Raw genomic sequence first — 18,605 nt, 5'->3', positions numbered from 1 at the left:
TGAAAATTATGAAGACGAAGAATATCATCCTTGCATTGGCTTTGAGTGCAGCTGGCCTTGTAAGTACTCCCAGTAGTGCACAGCAAAAGTTTTTCCAAGCGGTGGGTTCACCTCACATGCCCAAAGTAGAAGTAGCTTGGAATCGCTACTATACCTATGAAGGCCTGGTCGATGTAATGCAGAAAATTGCTGAAGCCCATCCTAACTTGGCCAAGATCGAAACGATTGGTCAATCCTACGAAGGAAGGGATATCATGACCTTGACGATTACGGATTTTTCCACCGGAAAAGATACCGACAAGCCTGCCATGTGGATCGATGGAAATATCCATTCCAATGAAGTGCAAGGGGCGGAATTTGCCCTTTACTCAGCCTGGTATTTGACCGAAATGCATGCCGATACGGAGTTTATCCAAGAGCTTCTTAGAGATAAAACCTTTTACATCACGCCAACGATCAATCCCGATGCCCGAAATGATTTCTTTCTAAAACCCAACAATGCCAACACCCCAAGATCAGGAATGATGGTACTGGATAATGATGGAGACGGGGAAGCCGGGGAAGATGAGATGGATGACCTGAATGGGGACGGTCACATCACGCTGATGATTCGAAAAAGCCCAACCGGCCGCTATATCAAAGATCCCTTGGATCCCCGCCGATTGATGCCGGTGGGACCTGATCAAGTGGGAGAGTATGAGATGCTCGGACAGGAAGGAACGGACCTCGATGGTGACGGGAGAATCAATGATGACGATGTCGGCTATTACGATCCCAACCGGGACTGGGGATGGAACTGGCAACCGGACTACGTGCAACGAGGAGCGCTGAGATATCCCTTTACCCTATCAGAAAACCGTGCCGTGATGGAATTTGTGATGAAGCATCCCAATATCGCCGGAGCGCAGAGTTACCACAATTACGGCGGGATGATCCTCCGTGGACCGGGGGCGGAGGAAGATATAGAAACCTACAATCGCGAGGATATCCGAATCTATGACGCCATTGCCAAAAAAGGCGAAGAAATGATGCCAGGCTATCGCTATTTGACCGTTTACAAGGACTTGTATTCCGTCTTTGGTGGAGAGTTGGATTGGTTTTATGGCAATCGTGGGATCTTCACCTACTCCAATGAATTGATGGTTTCCTACCTTTATTTCCATCAAAATGCCGGTAGAGGCAATCAGGACGAGCAACTCAAAGTGGATAAATTATTGACGTTTGGAGATGCTTTTGTGGATTGGGAAAGTTATGATCACCCGCAATTTGGGGAGGTCGAAATCGGAGGATTTAAGAAAACCTTTGGACGGGCTCATCCCGGATTCTTGATGGAGCAGGATGCGCACCGCAATTCGGCCTTCACGATTTATCATGCCTATCATACGCCCAAGCTGTCTGTGATGGATGTGAACGAAGAAGACCTTGGCGGCGGATTGAAGGCAATCACAGCTACCATTTTCAATGAGCGGATGATGCCTACCCACTCTTCCCAAGATCTGAAATACAATATTGAGCGGCCCGACTATGTGAGCATTGAGGGGGCAAAAGTTGTCGCTGGATTTGTGGTAGAAGACGAGGATTTTAAACGCTATCAGGAGCAAAAATTAAGACCTGAGCGCATTGCTGTGGCCAATATTCCCGGGATGAGTGCTGTAAAGATTCGCTGGATCGTTTCTTCCGGATCTAACTATAGCATCACGGTCGATTCTGCCAAAGGCGGAAAGGCGAGTTGGAGTAAATAAGCATTCCTTTGCTATGATTCAAAAATCCCGCTAGCGAATGTTGGCGGGATTTTTTTAGGAGCCTTGGACAAATCCAATCGAAAAGATGAAATGTGAAAACATGCTTGCTGTAAAAAGCATCATCTTAAAGTGGTTTTTGAAAAAAGTATTTTGAAAGGGAAAGAACCATGGCATATCAAAACCAATTGTCAAAAGCAGTTAGTTTGTCGTTGAATCTAAGCCTTTAAGTAAGGGCATTTGATTAAATTAATCTTAACCCATTCCCGCTCAAGGGTGAGCAATTCTAAATTTTGGAGGATCAACATTCAATTAAACTTGAATTTCACTCAAAACTCGACTTTATAAATCCCAAATCGCATAAAGTCCTCTTCTTCATCGGGATTGATCAGGCGGATAAGTAGCCGATTTTCAGGAAGTGCCAATTGAATCTCGCCATAGGGAATCGGAATATCCCCTGAAACCTGCTTGCCATCTTTGAATAAAATCAATCGGTGATAATCAGGATCCCTCGAAGTGTCATAGGATCCTTGCTCAGCCAACTTCTTTTCGAAAACACCCAGAGAGATATCCCGAAGATATTCTAGGGCTAAATAACCGTTATCCCAAGCATGGAGGGCGAAGTTTCTCCCTGATAAAATTCTATTTTTAAACTGAGGTAAATTGGATAAGGACAATTTAGAGCTTTCCAATGCATCAAATGATTCATGATCAATTGCGATGTGATTCTTTTTCTCTAAGGTCCGGGAATCAAAAATGGTGATTTGATCATCAAAACTTGTCGTCACAACTAATTGCTTTCCATCCGGACTTGCGGTATAGATTGCAGATAGCATATTTTTCATATTGATATCCATTCTGGAAAAAATCGGGATGCTGCGAGCCGGAATAAATCCTGTTGAGATACCGGATTTCAAATTAACTCCATCAATCAGATTGAGGCTTTCAAAATTCCTGGCAAAAGAAAAAGAATAGGTATTGGAAATAGTTGATAACACTACATTCTCGCCTGCAGGATTTTTTAGTGTAGTCAGTTTCTTCGGGAAATAAATGGTAGAGGTAGTGGACGGACTAAAACGAGTCTTTTCGATCAAATTCAAATCCCGGTCATAAAGCAATATTTCAATGGGAGTTTTACCCCAAATATTACCATCTTCAGAAAAGGCAAGACCACTTAAAGGGGAAACATGCTCATTGGGACCTTCTCCATAAAGATTTTTAGAAATAAGTTTATTCCCTTTGGCATCAAAAAGGCTGATTTCCACACCGTCATCCTTACTTTTCGTATATCCCAAATAGACTTGATCTTTTTCGTAGTAATCCAGTATGCCAACCTCAAAAAAGCTGTCAATTTTGAATTCAGAGACTTTCCTAAGGCTTATTTGAGCAAAAGTCGAGGAATGAAGAAAAAGAAAAGAGAGTGCTCCAAAGAAAAATTTTTTCATGTGTCAATAATTGATTTTCAAAGGTCATAACTTGTCCCGAGTTTCGGGAAAGCCTGCCCCGATCTCAGGGAGAATCTCGCATCGTTGCCCCGATAGATCGGGGCATACTAGTGTGTGACTTTTAAGTTATGCTCGATTTCATTTGAATTGGAAATTAGGCTGTCAAATAACATCCTGATCTCTTGAGATTCTGGTTTTGGAGCATTTGGATGAATTAATTTTCCTTCCGAATCAAAAAGGAGAAAACGAGGGATAAAATCAACTTTCAATTCTTTTAGAAATTTAGATTCTGCTAGATTCATCGCAATAAAGGATCGAGCTGGAAAATCAATATGGTATTTCTCCACCACTTTATCCCAAAATTTATGATTTTCGTCCACCGAAAGGTATAAAATCTCAATCCCTTTGTTTTTATAATCTTCCTGGAGGGATCGTGAATAGGGGAATGATTTGATACATGGCACACACCAGGCCGCCCAAAGATCAACATAAACAACCTTCCCCCTTTTTTGCGCTAAAATATTCTCAAAATTTATCCTTTCCTCTTCCAAAGATTTTACTAGGATATCTTGCTCGACTTCAAGCAGTTTTCTATTTCTTTCCTTAAGATATTCCAGCCATTCAGAATTTAGGTGGCTCCCATATTTTTCAAACCATAAATCTGCTTCTCCATAGGAGAGTTTGGGGAGCTCTTGATCCAGGAATTTGAATAATAGGCTGGCTTTAAACAACCCATTCTCGCTTTGAAGTAGGTGAATTGGAAGTTTGGAATATTCTTTGGGATCCAATTCCTTAATTAAAAAATCCCCAAACTCATCCGCCTGCAAAGCCGAAATCTGACTTTCTATGGTAGCTTGACTAGCATTAAAAAAATCGAAAGCTGAGAGAGCATTAAATGATCCTTGATCACTATCGAAATATTTTAATTTTTCGATTTGGAATTGATTCTTTGCCAGATAAAAAGCTGCCATTTCTTTTGAAATTTGACCAGCTTTTTTAAGGGAATCCAACCATTTCGCTTCCTGCTCTAAACTTTGCTTGGCGAGCTTCTTTTTCAAGAATAGCTCTTCATTCAGGTCTATTTTTCCTACCTTACTTTTGGAGGACTGCCAGAGAAAATAAAAATCATCAATTGGGGCATAGGTAGCTTTAAAAAGCTGTTTGTTCCGCAAAAATTCGAAGTTGTCATCGTATGTCAAGACTTTTCGATTTACCACATCCAACATTAGATTATTATCCCGAATTGAAATCTTTACCCTGTCACCATTTTGAAAAAGAAAAGAATAATTTTGCCCTCCGCTATATTCACTAATAAGTTCAAAATTCTTTTTCTTAGTCGTAAAAACAAGAGAATCTAGAATACTATCATTTGGAAATTGGATTTTCTCGGCTATTCCAATTTCACTTAAATACCTCAATTGAACTTTTCTTTGGTCAAGAAAATCAGATACAGATTCATTTTCGAAAACTAAGGTGACACCTTTTTCAAGAAATAAATCATTAGATGATCGATCTGTGCAACTATTGAAAATAATTACAAAAACTCCCCAAAAAAGAAATTTTATCGTTAGGAATGTTTTAATTTTTCCCATTACTTCCAAATTGCTCATCTAGGCTTCTAAATCTTTCCAAACTTTTGATTATGGCTGAATCCAATGGATGATTTTTTAAATACTGAGAATTTTTCCAACTCACTGAATCATACACAGAAGGATTTAAATCTATCCTAGAATCTCGTAATTCTTTTTCCCAATTTCTTATTTTTTTCAATTTTCCTGTTTGGACTTCGTCAAAATAAAAAGTCTGTATATCCATTTGATGGCTACCTATGTTACGATTAATAAACCGAATAACTTTGTGGATGAGTTTTTCAGGGTAGTATTTTTGATTAACTTTTTTGTATTTCATAAAAAACTGTTCATAGGATTCTCTTTCAGGATCCATATATCTAGTTACTTGAAATTCTACTATCGCAAAATCCCGGCTATTGATCTTAATATAGGAAGTTCCTATTGGAGGATCGGTAGAACCATAGGCAATCTGGTAAATCGTATCTTGGTCTACGAGCTCAAACCCCATTAATTCTTGATAGACTGGTCTTTCAATAATACCAAAGAATTCATTCATAAATCCATTGATATTTAAAGGACTCCTTTCTAGGTAATTTTTTCGAATAAGATTGCTTTCATACAATTGAATAGGTTGATTTTCAGCTACCGAATTTTGATTTTCTGCTTGTTGCGAATTTTGAAATTTCCTTAGAAACATGATGTAAGTTGAATCTTTTTCTGCTAGGTCATCACTTTTTCGCAATTCTTCAATCTTGATTTTAGCGCTCCCAATAGCCTTGGTATATCCCACATCCTCAATCTTCACCTTTGCTTCTATTAGTTGGGTAAATTCATCGTAGTTTGTAGAAACCTGCCTAAATAGCCCATTCAATTGATGTCTTTTGCTGGGATAATTCTCAGGGATTTTCAAAACCGCTTTCTGCAACATTTCTTTTAGCGCCTTATCTTCAGGTACTACCAAAATTTCCTCCAAACCAATCGTTCGCTCTTTCAAAATTTGGGTGTTTGGCGATCTATTTAGATTGGCTAGTGAGACTTCAATTTGTTCATATCCGATATGTGAAATGACCAGCGTATCATTTCTTAAATTCTCAGGAAATAGTAGGGTATACCGTCCTTCTGAATCAGATAAGGTATTGAAATCCGGATAATTTTTTAAAAAAATGTATGCGTTTAAGACCGGCGAGGAATCATTTCTTACAATTCCTGATATTTTATTTTGTTCTGAAAAATTCTGAGAAAAAAGCAAAAGGGGGACTCCGAACGTAAAAAGTATGGCAAATAAATACTTCATCGATGAGTTGTTTCATGAAGATTTGGGGATAGTGGTTTGATATCCCCAAATACTAAAAAGGAGAAGTCAATAACTATACCAACTGGTGTCACAATCATCCATGCTGATTCCTTCCAAGGAGACTTCCTCCCAATAATTAGCGCCTCCTGAAGAATTACATCCGTTACTGGTCCATCCATATTGAAAACCTGCCATCTGAGCATCGTCTAGTTCATTGCATGATCTGATCATGTACATTTCGGCACAATAAGACATTCCAGATCCTCCTAAAATATCTTTCATTTCATTTCTGTTAAGAAGTTCCTCTGAGGTGAGCTTCAGTTTTTCTAAAATTAAGCTTTTCATTTTTCTTTTAGTTAGGTTTCTAAAACAGTTTTTCTGTTTCTTTTCGAAAACAATTTCCACAAATGGATTTCATAATCCTATACCAATTTTACTAAATTCCAGTAAAATTTTACTGAACTATCTATCCACGATTTCCCTCAGAATTATCACCCCACTGTAGGCTAAAAAGCGAATCTCTTCCTCCAATCGTGACTATTGCAGCCGGTAAAACACTATTTGTGGATTTTTCTCTAAGCCATTCTCCTTATTCCTAAGAATGGAATAATACCTATCCCCTTTAAAAGGCCTTGGAATCATTTCATCTGTCATCTCTTGATCAAATAATTTTTTTAAATGAATTAGGGGACGATTTCTTTCTAAATCAATTACTAAAAAATAGGGTCGGTTGTCATAAATGAGCCGGAGAAAGACATATTTATCAGACATCACTATTTGGCTTATCCTCAATTGAAGTATGGGATCAAACCCCTCAAAATTAATTTGATACTCAGGCAGCAGATGATCATTCACTTTTCTAAAAATCGTATCTCTTTTGCTATGAGAAGAAATCTCTCCCCGAATGATTGGCATGTAAAACAAGCTTGCGTTGTTTACCCGACTTAGTAACCTTGGGATTTGATGGATAGTGGTAAAATCAGAATGATAGCCGTAAAGTGGCCTTTCCCAGTTTTTAACTTCAAAGGTTTTGGGTTCAATTGAGCTCACTAATACCTGACGGGGTTTTTCTTTGGTACCATTAATCGTCTCTTGAACTACCAATAGGTTATCTTTGTCTTCATAAAAGGAGATCGGATACCCGGAAAATTTACTGCTAGTTGAATAAAATTTTCCCCCGAGGTCATAGGAAATTACGGTCATTTTTTGCCAATCTGCCACTAAAACAACATTTTCCTTTTCATCTAAGTGAATGGCATAGGGCATAGCATATTCATCGGGCCCTTCTCCTATTTTTCCTATCTTCTGGAGAAGTTTCCCATTGATGTCAAATTTTAAAAGCCCCTGTTTTCTATCTAAAAGAAGAATAAAATCCTCGGAAAAGGCCAAATCTTGAATGGATGTAAGCGGAGGGTTTCCAGGAACCTCAAGGTTTATAGTGTCTAATATTTCAATGATAAATTCCGGTGAATCACCCCTCAATAAATCCATCTTGATTTCTATTGTTTTAGTAGATTTAAGTGAATCTGGGTAATCTTTATTTCCACAATTCTGAAATTGGAAAATAAATATGATAAACACTATCCGAGTAATATATTTCATGATCGAGATGAGAATTTACAATTTTCACTTTAACCTATAATCTATACCAATTTTACTAAATTCCAGTAAGAATTTACTGAAATAGGTGTTCATTATTTCCCTCACCCCTCACTGTAGGCTAAAAACCTTGTTTCTTCCTCAAATTAGGAGTGCTCTTATTTTTCAAAACTCAGCTTCGCACCGATGGTCTTAAACCCCATCCCATCCGCGGCATCATTGAGTTTTAATAAGCTGCTTCCTTCCCGAGTCGTCTCCGATATTTCACGGATTTCCTTGAGGGAGATCAGCTTTCCATAGTGCTTGGCAATTATACGCAGGCAAGTGGGCCACAGTCTTTGGAATCGGGTTGTTTGTAGAGGGTGAAGCCGGTTTTCAAAACAAAAACAAATATCTCCTTAATTGCCTGATTTAATCAATTCATATACGCCAAAGCGGATAAAATCCTCTTCAATAGTTGGGTCAATCAACTGAAATAGAAGTCTATTCTCTGGCAAGGCAGTCATTAATTTACCGTTGACTGGAAGTTTGATGTCACCTGATACCTGGGTAGTCCCTTCAAATATTATCAACCGGTGATAGTTTGGGTCTTGGAAATGATGGTAGGTTGGGTCCTCAGCAATCTTCTGTTCATAGATGCCGTAGGGGATTTCTTGGATATAATCCAAAACTATTTTCTCTCCTCCTAGAGAAAATAGTTTATGATTTTTAGCCCCCAAGGCGATTCTCCCATTGGTTTTAAAGTCATTTCTTGAAATTTTACTCTTTTGAAGTATTGGAAACTCTCCATGGTTTATTTCAATTCTAGAATCCAAACTTTTATTTATCAAATCATAAACAAGTATCTCACTATCTGTCTTGGTTGTTAAATAAAGCTTTCGACTTTTTGGATCAAGTTTATAAATGATGAAAAAGAGGTCTGCTAACAAAGATTTATCAAACCTTGAATACATAATCCGATCCGTTACTGGAGCTAATTTAAAAGATTCTTCTGTTCCTTTCTGGAAAACCTCTATTAACTCGGTCTCAGAATCATTTCCAGGACGAAATGAATTCGTGTCAGAAGGATTGGTAATAAATGAAATATTGGAATTTGAACCAGGTAATTTGAAATAAGAAAAAAACTCCATTCGCCCAAAAATTCGAATAGATGTGCTAGAGGGATAGCTGAATTTGTCAAGGAGGTTCAAATTTTGATCATAGCGATAGATAAACGAAAAGGATTGAAGATAGATAGTACCATCCTCTGCAAAGGACATCGCATTGAATGGGGCCGAGGATTTATTTGGTCCATCGCCTTCCAAAATCTTGTTGCTGATAAAATCCCCCTCTTCATTAATGAGTACAATCCTTTTTCCTTCTATAGAATTAATATAACCAAGATAAAGCCCATCCTTTGGGAAATAATCGACTATTTCCACAGGATAGAAAGATTCAACAGTAAAACTCTTGACTTCTTCCAGTTTATATTGAGCATTGGAAAATGAAGGCCAATTAAGAAAGGCAAAAAAAAGGATGTAAATTATGAGCCGATAACTATTTATATTAACCATAAAGTAACTTTTGGAATATTTGTTAAAATAATAAAAATCAGAATTAGAAAAAATTTTAAACTTGTATTTTGTAAGTATCTGCTTGTACCCACTCCACCGCAGTCACAAAAAACAGTTACAGCAGAAAAATGGGAATTAGTTACTTGCATAGGTCTATGGCTTTGCCAATTATCACATTGTAGATAGCAGGAAGCCCAATACCCCCCTTAATCTTCTTCATCTTACTTCTTTCCAAAATCTCATTGGTGCTGGGTCTGAGCATTTCTAAGCTTATTATTTTCATCATGGCAGATTTATTGAGGAGAATGTACTTTAAATTCGACAATTATAATTTTAGAACTATTTAAGCTTTACTATGCCGATAATAGGGTTTAGTTCTATTTTTGATCCTTTTTCATATTCAGGTTTTTTGATATAATAAAAAGTATCATTACTTAATTTTATTGGTCTTAAAACAACCAAAGTTCCGTCATTGTCTTGAAAGCCAGTTTTTAAATTATAGGATTTAGATACACCCCTTTCCTCCATATAAAACATTAAGTCCGCATCCAATTGATATTCGCAAATAATATAAGATTCTGAATGAGATATATTCAAAATTACTGGGTTGATTCTTCCATTTGGATTAAATTCTTTAGCTCTTTCAAAATCAAACCCTTTAAAGGGAGAGAAATCCAATCCATTCAATCGATATAAGGTGTCGGGTTGTAAATGTTTCTTATAGAATGAAGGTTTATATAAATAATTTTCTGAGTCATTTACAGAAATATAAAATTTATACCTATAATAGGATTCAGCCCTAGTGTCTATTTTTTCATTTCTAAAAGTTGTGCTATCCGTGATTGTAAGTTTTGAATTAAGTTGATATAATTTTGTCTTTCTCGTTAATTTATTTTCTGAATTGCTCTCAACCTCTTCTGATATAGCCACCAAACTCCCATCTATAAAAGATAAATAATTTAATACGCTTGGCAGTCTTCTTTCTCGAATAAATTTATGATCTGAAGAAAAAACAATCAATTTTCTCAAAGAGGAGACATAAATTAAACCCGAATTCCGATCAATTTCAAAAGAATTAATGACGCCATATTCTCCAGGCCCATCGCCTTCTTGACCTAATTTAAAAAGAAAATTCCCCTTATTGTCAAAACCTAGGATCTTAATTCCATCATTAATATAAATTTTATTTTTATAGAACACCACATCTTTTATTACACTTAATAATGATTGCTCATTAGTCTCTAAGTGAATTTGAATTATGGAATCAGCTATATCACTTAAGTATACATTTTGATCTACCCTATCTGGAATTATAACCGTAGGAAAATCTTTATTTTGAAGTGGGGATGAGCACGAAGAAATAACAACAATACATTGAAAGCACAAAAAAAAGTAAATATAAAATCCATTCGTCATTTCTATTATTTCATAATTAAAGCAGAACACCCAATTTGGATGTTCTGCTATTGATTAGCTACCAAGTCCCGGGAGGGTCACAAAGTATAACGCCAGAACAATCAAACATTGCGTCGTGTTCACCAGGAGAAGTATCATCGTAGATAAAAACCATTGCAACTGTTCCGTCGGGGCAAGTACAACGCCATACTCCATTATTTCCAGAGTCACCACTTGAACCGCCTTAAATATTGGCCATTTGATTTCTGTCAAGCACTTCTTTTGAGAAGGCCTTCATTTTTTCCAAGGTTAAACCTTTCATTTCTTTTAAGTTAGGATTTTTAAAACAGTTTTTCTGTTTCTTTTCGAAAACAAGTTCCATTAATGGATTTCCTAATCCTATACCAATTTTATTAAATTCCAGTAAAATTTTACTGAATTATCTATCCACGATTTCCCTCAGAATTATCACTCCACTATAGGCTAAAAACCATATTTCTTCCTCAAAATAGCCGTGAACTTGTTTTTTAAAGCTTAACTTAGCACCAATCGTCTTAAATCCCATCCCCTCCGCTGCATCACTTAGCTTCAATAGGCTGCTTCCTTCCCGAGTCGTCTCCGATATTTCCCGGATTTCCTTGAGGGAGATCAGTTTACCATAGTACTTGGCAATGATTCGCAGGCAAGTAGGTCCACAGTCTTTGGAATCGGGCTGTTTGTAATGGGGAAAAGAAGTTCTCAAATTAGCTTATTAATTGAATCTAAATTTTAATCGAAAGATGGAAAAAGGCTTAGATAAGGATCAGCTAATTATTTTCCACTTTTAACCCTACCCTAAACAGCCTAAAGTAATCCCGTTCCACTTCCTCATCAGGCTTTTCCATCATCCAGAGTTGCCCATCTCGCAAAAGCATGCTGTTTGGTTCAAGTCCTTCTGGATTTAAAATTGTCAATAGATTTCCTAAACTATCAAAAACTGCCAGCCTTGTAGGGTACTTTTCCTTCAGTCTCTCTCTGACCTCAATTGCTTCGTTTCGATCTTTTTTCTGTGCAAAGAATATTTCTTTGTCGGAATCCTTATATCCTTCAAAATATGCAACCAAAAATTTATCCTCGATTTTTTTTATATTTTCAATCCTTCCAGATGATAGGAACATCCCCAAAAAATCATGTTCTAAATTTTCATTTTCTGAACCCTCAAAATATCGATAATCTTCTAAATCCAGATTAATTTTTGATAATAACTGAAATGGTTCATTAGAACTGTATATATATATTGCTGGTTCGCCACCAAACACAATAAAAATCAAATTTTTATTTACTGAAAAAACTGGTTGCCAAGCATACCTGAAGAAATACTTTCCACTCCTGTAAATACTTGAATTAGGGAATTGAATAATAGGTTTAGATTTCCCTGTCTTTGGATCTAAAAGATTGAACAAAAAATATTCAGGATGAAGATTAATTTTGTCATAATTTACAGTTTCACGTGAGCCTCCTTCTATATTAAGATATTTGTCTCCCAATTTTTCCATCCCAAATCCCATAGCCAATCTATTTTTAAAATTTGGAAATTTCAATTCACTAATTTTGACTTTTGAAATTAAATTACCTTGATAATCATACCGAATAAAACCATTTGTCCCATACACTAAAACCTCATTATTATCTAATAATATTGGTGAGGCTAATAATTTTCCATAACCATCAGGTATATCTCCGAATTTAGAAAATGAATTTATTTTATCTCCATCAAAATCCACAAGATTTATATCATTAGAAAATTGATCAAATTCCATAAATAATATTGAGTTGGTCTTAGGATTAATATCATGAACAATAGGATTTCCAAGATAGGGTATTTTTACACTATCCATAATATTCAAGGAAATTGATTTGGTAATGGAGCTTCCATTCAATAAATCTAATTTATCTTTAGAATTGCAACAATAGAATGAAATTAATGTAATCGATAAAAGAATTAGTTGTTTTATTTTCATAACTTTTTAATTAATAGGGTTTTACCCCCAAGTTAGTGAGGATATAAGTTTAAGCCTCCGTGAAAAAATAATATAGCACTTCTAAAATTATCAAAAGTACGATATCCTCTCCCCACAGTTTTGAGTTCTTGTAATTTAAAGTTTAATCGTTCTGCCATCCCATTGTTTAGGTTGTTGATCAATGCAGCGACAACACCGGAAACATGGTTTTGAAATATGGTTACAACTTTATCTACTTCCTTGATTTTCCGCTTTAGTGCATCTGAGACCCAACGGTTGAACAGGTGCCATGCTTGCACCTTTGATTTGTGAAACAGTTGCTTGAAATTTTCCCGCACCTGCCAGGCTCTACTGACTTCATAGCTGGCTCCGGCGATTGCCTCAAAATGGATCCTTTGTTTCTCGGTTTGGTTGTCAGGGCTCTTGAGCAGAGCATATCTGCTATTCTTCAATTCGTGGTGCTGTTTGACCTCTATCCTTCGAATTTTGTCGATGACCTCATTGAGATATTTGACCAGGTGAAACCAGTCGTGTACAATCAAAGCATTGCCCAGAGACTCTTTAGCGGTATACATGTAGGGTTTCCACATGTCCATGCTGATTGCGTTTACCCGGCTCTGCTGGTCTGGAGTCAAGGCTTTATCAAACAGAGCCTTGCAGGACTCCTTGGCCCGGCGTTCTCCCACGTCAAGTACACAGCGAGACGTGGGGTGACTGAGTATGGTGACATAGCGGTGGCCTTTCTTGAACGACTTCTCGTCAATGCTCAGGTGCTCAAAAATGATCTGGGAAAAGTTCCGTCTCTCCATGCCTCTTTGGGTACTCAGGTGTTAAATCCGGTTAATTACGTTAAATCCACAGCGCATGAGTGCAGCTGTTTTTGTCTGGTTTTTACTGGCTTTCAAAAGGTCTAAGACAGCGTGCTCAAACAAGAGTGTTGCCCCTTATATCCGTAAGCCCAATTAGGCTGAACCGTCTTAATCTTGCCGTTGGATGACTTGATCCTGGGAAGCCGACTCTTGATATAAGTCCTGTATTGCATCGTGTTTAGATGCCTCCAAGAGCGCTCTGGGGCAAAGTCGTAAACCTTACAAAGCTCATCAGTATCAACATCAATAATCTCATCCAAAAGGCATACTACATGAATGTAAATCTCACCCTTGTTTAAGTTGGTGTCAACTTATTCAACTATCCAACGGTCCTCTAGATTAAGCAGCTTGGTGAATAAATTCTAGGTGAACATTTTTTCCCTCAAGTTAGCATTTTCATTAAATTCGTGGTGAATGGTTAATAAAGGCTGGCTAAATAATAGCCAGCCGATATTTCAATTATTACTCTGGAGCATTTGATTCTTCGTTGCAATAACTTGCTGTTGAACAACTATCACAACACCAATGTCCTCCGTATTGATTAGCGTATCCTTCCGCTTGTTCTCTCGTAAGATTGCATACTGGATAACCTGTAGTATCCAGATATCCACAAGTTCCGGATCCACTTCCTCCACCTCCTAAAATAGTGGACATTTGACTTCTCTGGAGGAAATCCTCCGGAGAAAAACCCAATTTTTCAAAAATAATCATAGTTTTATTGTTTATGATTGTATGATATTCTCTGAACATTTTGGTCACTCAGAGACTGCGACCATTCATCGCGACTGAATATCGTTTCTGCACCAGCAGATTTTATTTTCTTAGTGTAATACATATTTCAAGTCATCTACCGCATAGGTGGATGGCAACTCATAGCCATTGATGAAAATCGTCGGCGTATGGGTAATCTGCTCCTTCTCTGCCCAGTCCTGCATGGCTTTGATGTTGGATTCCTGCTTTGTCAGTTCTCCGTTTAGTGGATAGTTTGTTGCAAAGGCTTCATAATCTTTCTTGTCCTGACTATACCAGTCATCCAAGGCTTGGCGGGTTTTTTCTAAATCACCTTGAGAAGCAATACCCAAGAGGTGCCGGATAGTCTTGATTCTGACCTCATCTCCACCTCCGGGAATAAATACGATCTGCAAATCAATATTCCCGGTCTCATAGAGCTGCTCTAAGAGAGGATGCGTACGTGCACAGGGTCCGCAGTAGGGATTGCATACTTTTAGTACGTGATATTTAGCCTTTGTCCCCTTTAGGAATACCCCCAGTCCTTCGGGACTGGAAGTAATCTCCCTGGAGTTGGCTAGGAAATAGTCGAAAAGCTCCTTGTTGGACATGACCTTAGCCAACTTGCTTTTGGTAGCATATAAATCTTTTTGAGCAGTCAAGTAGGGTTTTAGGCTGATCCAGGTTAGGTAAATACCCCTCACCCAGTAATCTTCTTCATCTGAAACTTTCCAAAACTTCATTGGTGATCACCTTATAAGGCTATTAACTAATTTAAAAGAATAAATACCTATTTAATCGGTGTTACCTCTGAGATTTAAATATAGTCCGATCCTCTTCTCTCTAATTTAGACCTCATCGATTCTTTCCGCCTTCGATACTTTTGAAGACCAAAAGTATCCAAAAGTCTTGGGCCTCGTTATTTTCTTGCCGCTGATAGTGCTTGCAGTATCTTTAAAACTAATGCACAGCGGCATTTTGTCCTGCTTTGCCACCCTAAAAATGACTGGATTCCCGAAACAAGTTCGGGACTAAGTCATTTTCTTCACGGGTTTGCAAAGCATCCCAAAACCGAAAATCCCGTAAGGCCCAGTCCACCGAAGATTATTAGTCCATTTCATTGAACTGTATTTGCCAATGGATTCATTTTTGATTCAGAAAATCCAATTATCCCATTTCCAATAAACTCGAGACCGTTCCTCCAACTCAAAAGCTTACTAACCACACAGGGCAAGGGCAGTTGATCCAGTTTATCTTCGGTGAGTTGGATTGCAAGACTCTCTAGATTATACTCAGCCAAAATGTCCGAGATAGCCAACAAGGACTCCGGTTCTGGATGAGTGAGCAATTTTTTCTTTAAATACCCTGTAGTAAAAGGTACATTAATTAGTTCAAATAAATTTTTAATGCAAATCAGACTATTTTCCATAAGCAAAAAACTAAAAAATCTTAATTTCTTTTTGATTTTAATTGTTGAATGCTAATTTGAGGCATCTTAAGGTTTAGACCTAGTAAGATATTTCTAATTTTTAGTAAATTTTTACTTGTTTTTAGTATGGAATTAGGATCTCGACTAAAAAAAATCAGGGAAGAAAAAAAGCTTTCGCAGCAGGAAGTTGCCCATCTTTTGGAAGTTTCTCAAAAAACCCTTTCCAATATCGAAAGTGGAAAAACAATTCCCAACATCCTTCAAATAGCCAAATTTGCATCTATTTATAATTTGGATATGGTCAAATTTCTTGAAAAAGAAAATATTCTTTTAACTAAATCCCCCCCCATACTCAAAAAGCAATCCAATCACTTAACCTTGAGACTGACGAAACTGAATTAAGGCGGATAGAAACTTTACTCGTGGAAATTTTAAAAGGTAAGAGTTAAGAGGTCTTTGCATGAAGTTCATGTGAGTCATGAATCCAACGGCTAAAAATTAATTAAAAGCGGAGTCTTTGAAAAGTTTGTAATTAATGAAACAGATTTTCCGGGAAGTGATAACATCAAATTTTATCTTAGTTCAAAAATCCCATATCGAGTAAAGTCCTCCTCTTCAGCTGGATTTAACAACTTGATCAAAAACGTATCATCAGGCAAAAGCATGGAAATCTCTCCATAGGGTATTTCAATATCTCCTCCTATTTGCCTCCCTCCTTCAATGAAAATTAACCGATGATAATTTGGGTCTCCATAATGATGGTAATTCTTGTCCTCAGCAAGCTTTTGTTCATAAACCCCAGGAGAGATAGCTTTTATATATTCCAAAACTATACTTCCATCCGATAGCACATAAATATTTTTGTTTTTCGCTCCTAGGGTAATTGGACCGGTTGATGGAATATTGCTCAAGGAAATTTTAGAGGATTTCAGCACAGAAAAATCTCCATGGTCAACCTTGATACTTCTAGGTACATCTTGAGATTTTAAATCAATAATGGAGATTTCATCATCCAATGTAGTGGTCAAGTACAATTTTCTTCGGCTTTTGTCTAACGAATAGACAGGCGAATAAATAGACTCAATAGAAGGATCAAGCTTTGAAAAATTAGACCTCTCAGAGACAGGAGCCATTTTGTATAGACTATTGCTTTTTGGATTAAATATTTCTATAAGGTTTTCTTTCAAAAAATCCGAGAATCCAAAAAAAGTAGAATGCCCCGAGGGTTGACTGATAAACGAGTAATCTCCTTTAACACCTGCTTCATAGAAGAAATTTAGCTTTTTAGGACTGTATAATGTGACGTTATACTGAGAGTTAAAAGGCATTTTTTTTAATTTCCTCAGATTTTGATCGTATACGTACAGGTTTTGGCTGGAATGAATCCAAATAGTTCCTTCTTCGGAAAAGCCTATTTGGTTAATAGATTCTACGATCTGATTGGGTCCTTCCCCTTGTAAAAATTCAGAAACAAGGACTTTTCCGGTTTTTGAAAACAAAGTTATTTTATTCCCTTTGCTGCCTTGACTGATATATCCCAGAAATAGTTCTTTAGCAGGATAGTAATCAATTAGTTGAATTGGATTTAAAAGATCAATTTTGAATTCAGCAATTTTCGAAAAGGTGGTTTGCGCATTAACCACATTTCCAAAAAGAAGAAATATCGCCAGCAGTAGAATTTTTAGCCCTTTACTTAGAATTCTGATCATATTTTTAAGTTTATCTTTTTACCAATCCCAATTAAATTAAAGAGGAGGCATTGGATGAAACTAGTGATTTTTAGGTCATTTCTCAACTTGGAAATCAACCCGAAATAATCTAAAATAATCTTGTTCAATCTGATCATTGGGCTTTTCTACCATCCATAACTGATTATCTCGAACTATCATACTTCCACCTAGTAAACCATTTTTCTCAGGAGTAAAATCTTTAACAAAATTTCCTAGTGAATCAAAAACCGCTAACCTATTGGGATATTTATTCTCCATCCTTTTCCTAAATTCAATCGATTCTGTGGTGCTTTTATTTTCAAATCGCTCTTCAGTGTCTGCCAAATCATAACCCGGAAAATACGAAATCAAAAAGTACCCTTTGTAGAATTCTATATTTGTGATCTTCCCTGACGTTTGTACCTGACCAAATAATCTTGGATCAGAACGATTTCGATCTGAGCCTTTAAAATAGTGGTAATCTGGTAGGGAAAGAGGAAAAGAATTTAAAATTTTATCAGGATTCACAGCGGAAAGAATAAATAGAGTAGGCTCTATTCCAAATACCACATAGATATATTCTTGATGGATGTCAAATACAGGATTCCAAGCATTTTTAAAAAAATTTTTCCCATTATGAAATAGGGTTGAAGTTGGAATTTTTGAAAATGATACTTTTTCACCTGACGTTGGATCCAGCCAAGCAAATGGCTTAATGTCCGGGATTGACTCTATTCCTTCGCCTAGATTGGCAAATAAAAATTTATCCTTGAATTTTTTCAACCCATTTCCCATTCCGATTATAAAAGAATTTGGGGGTTGAAAATTTTTTAATTCTTGTTTTGAAACAGTTTGTCCTGAAAAATTATAGGAGATAAATCCATTGGTCCCAAAAGCAAGAAAAGTAGAGTCCTCTTGTATTAAAAGCGTGGTCCGAAGTGAACCATAAGAATCAGGAATGTCTCCTATTTTTGAAAAAGAACTTATTTCATTTCCCTCAAAATCAACGATATGTATTATTTCCGATGATTCTTTATAATCTACAAATAAAATAATTTCTTGACTCGGGCTGATATCATGAACTGTTGGATTCCCTAAAATAGGAACTTTAACTGAATCAATTTTCACTAAATCAAATGAACTAGTTAATCTCAAATCACTGCTATCTTTCCTTTTGACTCCGCATGAAATCAGGAAGAAAACGATAAAATGAAATTTATATTTTTTTAATAGAATCATAAATTAATTACTGTTTTTTACTGGCAGAAAAGCG

The 18,605-nt window shown here is 36.7% G+C and carries 17 protein-coding genes; 2 read left to right on the top strand and 15 right to left on the bottom strand.

Translation table 11 applies throughout. The features are described 5' to 3' along the window. Positions 1–8: 8 nt before the first annotated feature. Entirely contained in the window at positions 9–1,742 is a 1,734-nt protein-coding gene (locus tag BM043_RS15030) for a M14 family metallopeptidase (RefSeq protein WP_092793177.1), read from the top strand. A gap of 326 nt (positions 1,743–2,068) precedes the next feature. Here BM043_RS15030 and BM043_RS15025 read toward each other — a convergent pair whose 3' ends face one another. From BM043_RS15025 to BM043_RS14965, 13 genes are all read right to left on the bottom strand, one after another. Then, positions 2,069–3,184, bottom strand: coding sequence for a hypothetical protein (locus BM043_RS15025; RefSeq protein WP_092793083.1), 1,116 nt, complete (start codon positions 3,182–3,184; stop codon positions 2,069–2,071). A 107-nt stretch (positions 3,185–3,291) separates the two neighbouring features. Then, positions 3,292–4,410 (bottom strand): TlpA family protein disulfide reductase, encoded by a 1,119-nt coding sequence (locus BM043_RS15020; protein WP_177188492.1) that lies wholly within the window; start codon positions 4,408–4,410, stop codon positions 3,292–3,294. Positions 4,411–4,762: 352 nt separating this feature from the next. Continuing rightward, a complete protein-coding gene (locus BM043_RS15015; RefSeq protein ID WP_218144156.1) occupies positions 4,763–6,004 on the bottom strand; it encodes a carboxypeptidase-like regulatory domain-containing protein in 1,242 nt (413 codons plus the stop codon). 111 nt (positions 6,005–6,115) lie between these two features. Then, positions 6,116–6,394, bottom strand: a complete 279-nt coding sequence (locus BM043_RS15010; protein WP_092793078.1) for a hypothetical protein — start codon at positions 6,392–6,394, stop codon at positions 6,116–6,118. A gap of 192 nt (positions 6,395–6,586) precedes the next feature. After that, complete coding sequence (locus tag BM043_RS15005) at positions 6,587–7,540, bottom strand: 6-bladed beta-propeller (RefSeq protein ID WP_245753044.1); 954 nt, start codon at positions 7,538–7,540, stop codon at positions 6,587–6,589. Positions 7,541–7,806: 266 nt separating this feature from the next. Further along, the gene (locus BM043_RS19725; protein WP_245753049.1) at positions 7,807–7,920 is read right to left on the bottom strand and encodes a cysteine peptidase family C39 domain-containing protein; all 114 of its coding nucleotides are present in this window, start codon (positions 7,918–7,920) and stop codon (positions 7,807–7,809) included. Positions 7,921–8,046: 126 nt separating this feature from the next. Beyond that, a complete protein-coding gene (locus tag BM043_RS14995) occupies positions 8,047–9,201 on the bottom strand; it encodes a hypothetical protein (protein WP_092793074.1) in 1,155 nt (384 codons plus the stop codon). A 139-nt stretch (positions 9,202–9,340) separates the two neighbouring features. Then, on the bottom strand, positions 9,341–9,487 hold the full coding sequence (locus BM043_RS19545) for a hypothetical protein (protein WP_177188491.1): 147 nt from the start codon (positions 9,485–9,487) through the stop codon (positions 9,341–9,343). Positions 9,488–9,540: 53 nt separating this feature from the next. Continuing rightward, on the bottom strand, positions 9,541–10,617 hold the full coding sequence (locus BM043_RS14990) for a 6-bladed beta-propeller (protein ID WP_092793072.1): 1,077 nt from the start codon (positions 10,615–10,617) through the stop codon (positions 9,541–9,543). A gap of 418 nt (positions 10,618–11,035) precedes the next feature. After that, complete coding sequence (locus tag BM043_RS14985) at positions 11,036–11,338, bottom strand: cysteine peptidase family C39 domain-containing protein (RefSeq protein ID WP_245753043.1); 303 nt, start codon at positions 11,336–11,338, stop codon at positions 11,036–11,038. 64 nt (positions 11,339–11,402) lie between these two features. Further along, on the bottom strand, positions 11,403–12,596 hold the full coding sequence (locus tag BM043_RS14980; RefSeq protein ID WP_143189549.1) for a hypothetical protein: 1,194 nt from the start codon (positions 12,594–12,596) through the stop codon (positions 11,403–11,405). A 32-nt stretch (positions 12,597–12,628) separates the two neighbouring features. Continuing rightward, positions 12,629–13,405, bottom strand: coding sequence for an ISL3 family transposase (locus tag BM043_RS14975; RefSeq protein ID WP_092793069.1), 777 nt, complete (start codon positions 13,403–13,405; stop codon positions 12,629–12,631). Positions 13,406–14,286: 881 nt separating this feature from the next. Continuing rightward, on the bottom strand, positions 14,287–14,937 hold the full coding sequence (locus BM043_RS14965) for a DsbA family protein (RefSeq protein ID WP_092793065.1): 651 nt from the start codon (positions 14,935–14,937) through the stop codon (positions 14,287–14,289). Between the two features lie 812 nt (positions 14,938–15,749). Between BM043_RS14965 and BM043_RS19880 the strand changes: the two genes are divergently transcribed. Next, complete coding sequence (locus tag BM043_RS19880; RefSeq protein WP_092793062.1) at positions 15,750–16,025, top strand: helix-turn-helix domain-containing protein; 276 nt, start codon at positions 15,750–15,752, stop codon at positions 16,023–16,025. A 170-nt stretch (positions 16,026–16,195) separates the two neighbouring features. Here the strand turns inward: BM043_RS19880 and BM043_RS14950 are convergent, their stop codons facing one another. Continuing rightward, positions 16,196–17,332 carry a hypothetical protein gene (locus tag BM043_RS14950; protein WP_092793060.1) on the bottom strand — a complete coding sequence of 379 codons (1,137 nt, stop codon included), beginning with the start codon at positions 17,330–17,332 and terminating at the stop codon, positions 16,196–16,198. A gap of 75 nt (positions 17,333–17,407) precedes the next feature. Beyond that, positions 17,408–18,571 (bottom strand): hypothetical protein, encoded by a 1,164-nt coding sequence (locus tag BM043_RS14945; RefSeq protein ID WP_092793058.1) that lies wholly within the window; start codon positions 18,569–18,571, stop codon positions 17,408–17,410. Positions 18,572–18,605: the final 34 nt, after the last annotated feature.

The sequence above is a fragment of the Algoriphagus hitonicola genome, assembly GCF_900113375.1.
Classification (GTDB): domain Bacteria; phylum Bacteroidota; class Bacteroidia; order Cytophagales; family Cyclobacteriaceae; genus Algoriphagus; species Algoriphagus hitonicola.
The sequence above is the reverse complement of the archived record's forward strand: the minus strand, read 5'-3'. Positions and strand labels throughout refer to the sequence as shown.

Bases quoted from the DNA above. Each gene is read 5' to 3' on its own strand.
- BM043_RS15030 (WP_092793177.1), top strand. From the start codon at position 9: ATGAAGACGAAGAATATCATCCTTGCATTGGCTTTGAGTGCAGCTGGC.
- BM043_RS15025 (WP_092793083.1), bottom strand. From the start codon at position 3,184: ATGAAAAAATTTTTCTTTGGAGCACTCTCTTTTCTTTTTCTTCATTCC.
- BM043_RS15020 (WP_177188492.1), bottom strand. From the start codon at position 4,410: ATGTTGGATGTGGTAAATCGAAAAGTCTTGACATACGATGACAACTTC.
- BM043_RS15010 (WP_092793078.1), bottom strand. From the start codon at position 6,394: ATGAAAAGCTTAATTTTAGAAAAACTGAAGCTCACCTCAGAGGAACTT.
- BM043_RS15005 (WP_245753044.1), bottom strand. From the start codon at position 7,540: ATGGATTTATTGAGGGGTGATTCACCGGAATTTATCATTGAAATATTA.
- BM043_RS14995 (WP_092793074.1), bottom strand. From the start codon at position 9,201: ATGGTTAATATAAATAGTTATCGGCTCATAATTTACATCCTTTTTTTT.
- BM043_RS19545 (WP_177188491.1), bottom strand. From the start codon at position 9,487: ATGATGAAAATAATAAGCTTAGAAATGCTCAGACCCAGCACCAATGAG.
- BM043_RS14990 (WP_092793072.1), bottom strand. From the start codon at position 10,617: ATGACGAATGGATTTTATATTTACTTTTTTTTGTGCTTTCAATGTATT.
- BM043_RS14980 (WP_143189549.1), bottom strand. From the start codon at position 12,596: ATGAAAATAAAACAACTAATTCTTTTATCGATTACATTAATTTCATTC.
- BM043_RS14975 (WP_092793069.1), bottom strand. From the start codon at position 13,405: ATGGAGAGACGGAACTTTTCCCAGATCATTTTTGAGCACCTGAGCATT.
- BM043_RS14965 (WP_092793065.1), bottom strand. From the start codon at position 14,937: ATGAAGTTTTGGAAAGTTTCAGATGAAGAAGATTACTGGGTGAGGGGT.
- BM043_RS19880 (WP_092793062.1), top strand. From the start codon at position 15,750: ATGGAATTAGGATCTCGACTAAAAAAAATCAGGGAAGAAAAAAAGCTT.
- BM043_RS14950 (WP_092793060.1), bottom strand. From the start codon at position 17,332: ATGATCAGAATTCTAAGTAAAGGGCTAAAAATTCTACTGCTGGCGATA.
- BM043_RS14945 (WP_092793058.1), bottom strand. From the start codon at position 18,571: ATGATTCTATTAAAAAAATATAAATTTCATTTTATCGTTTTCTTCCTG.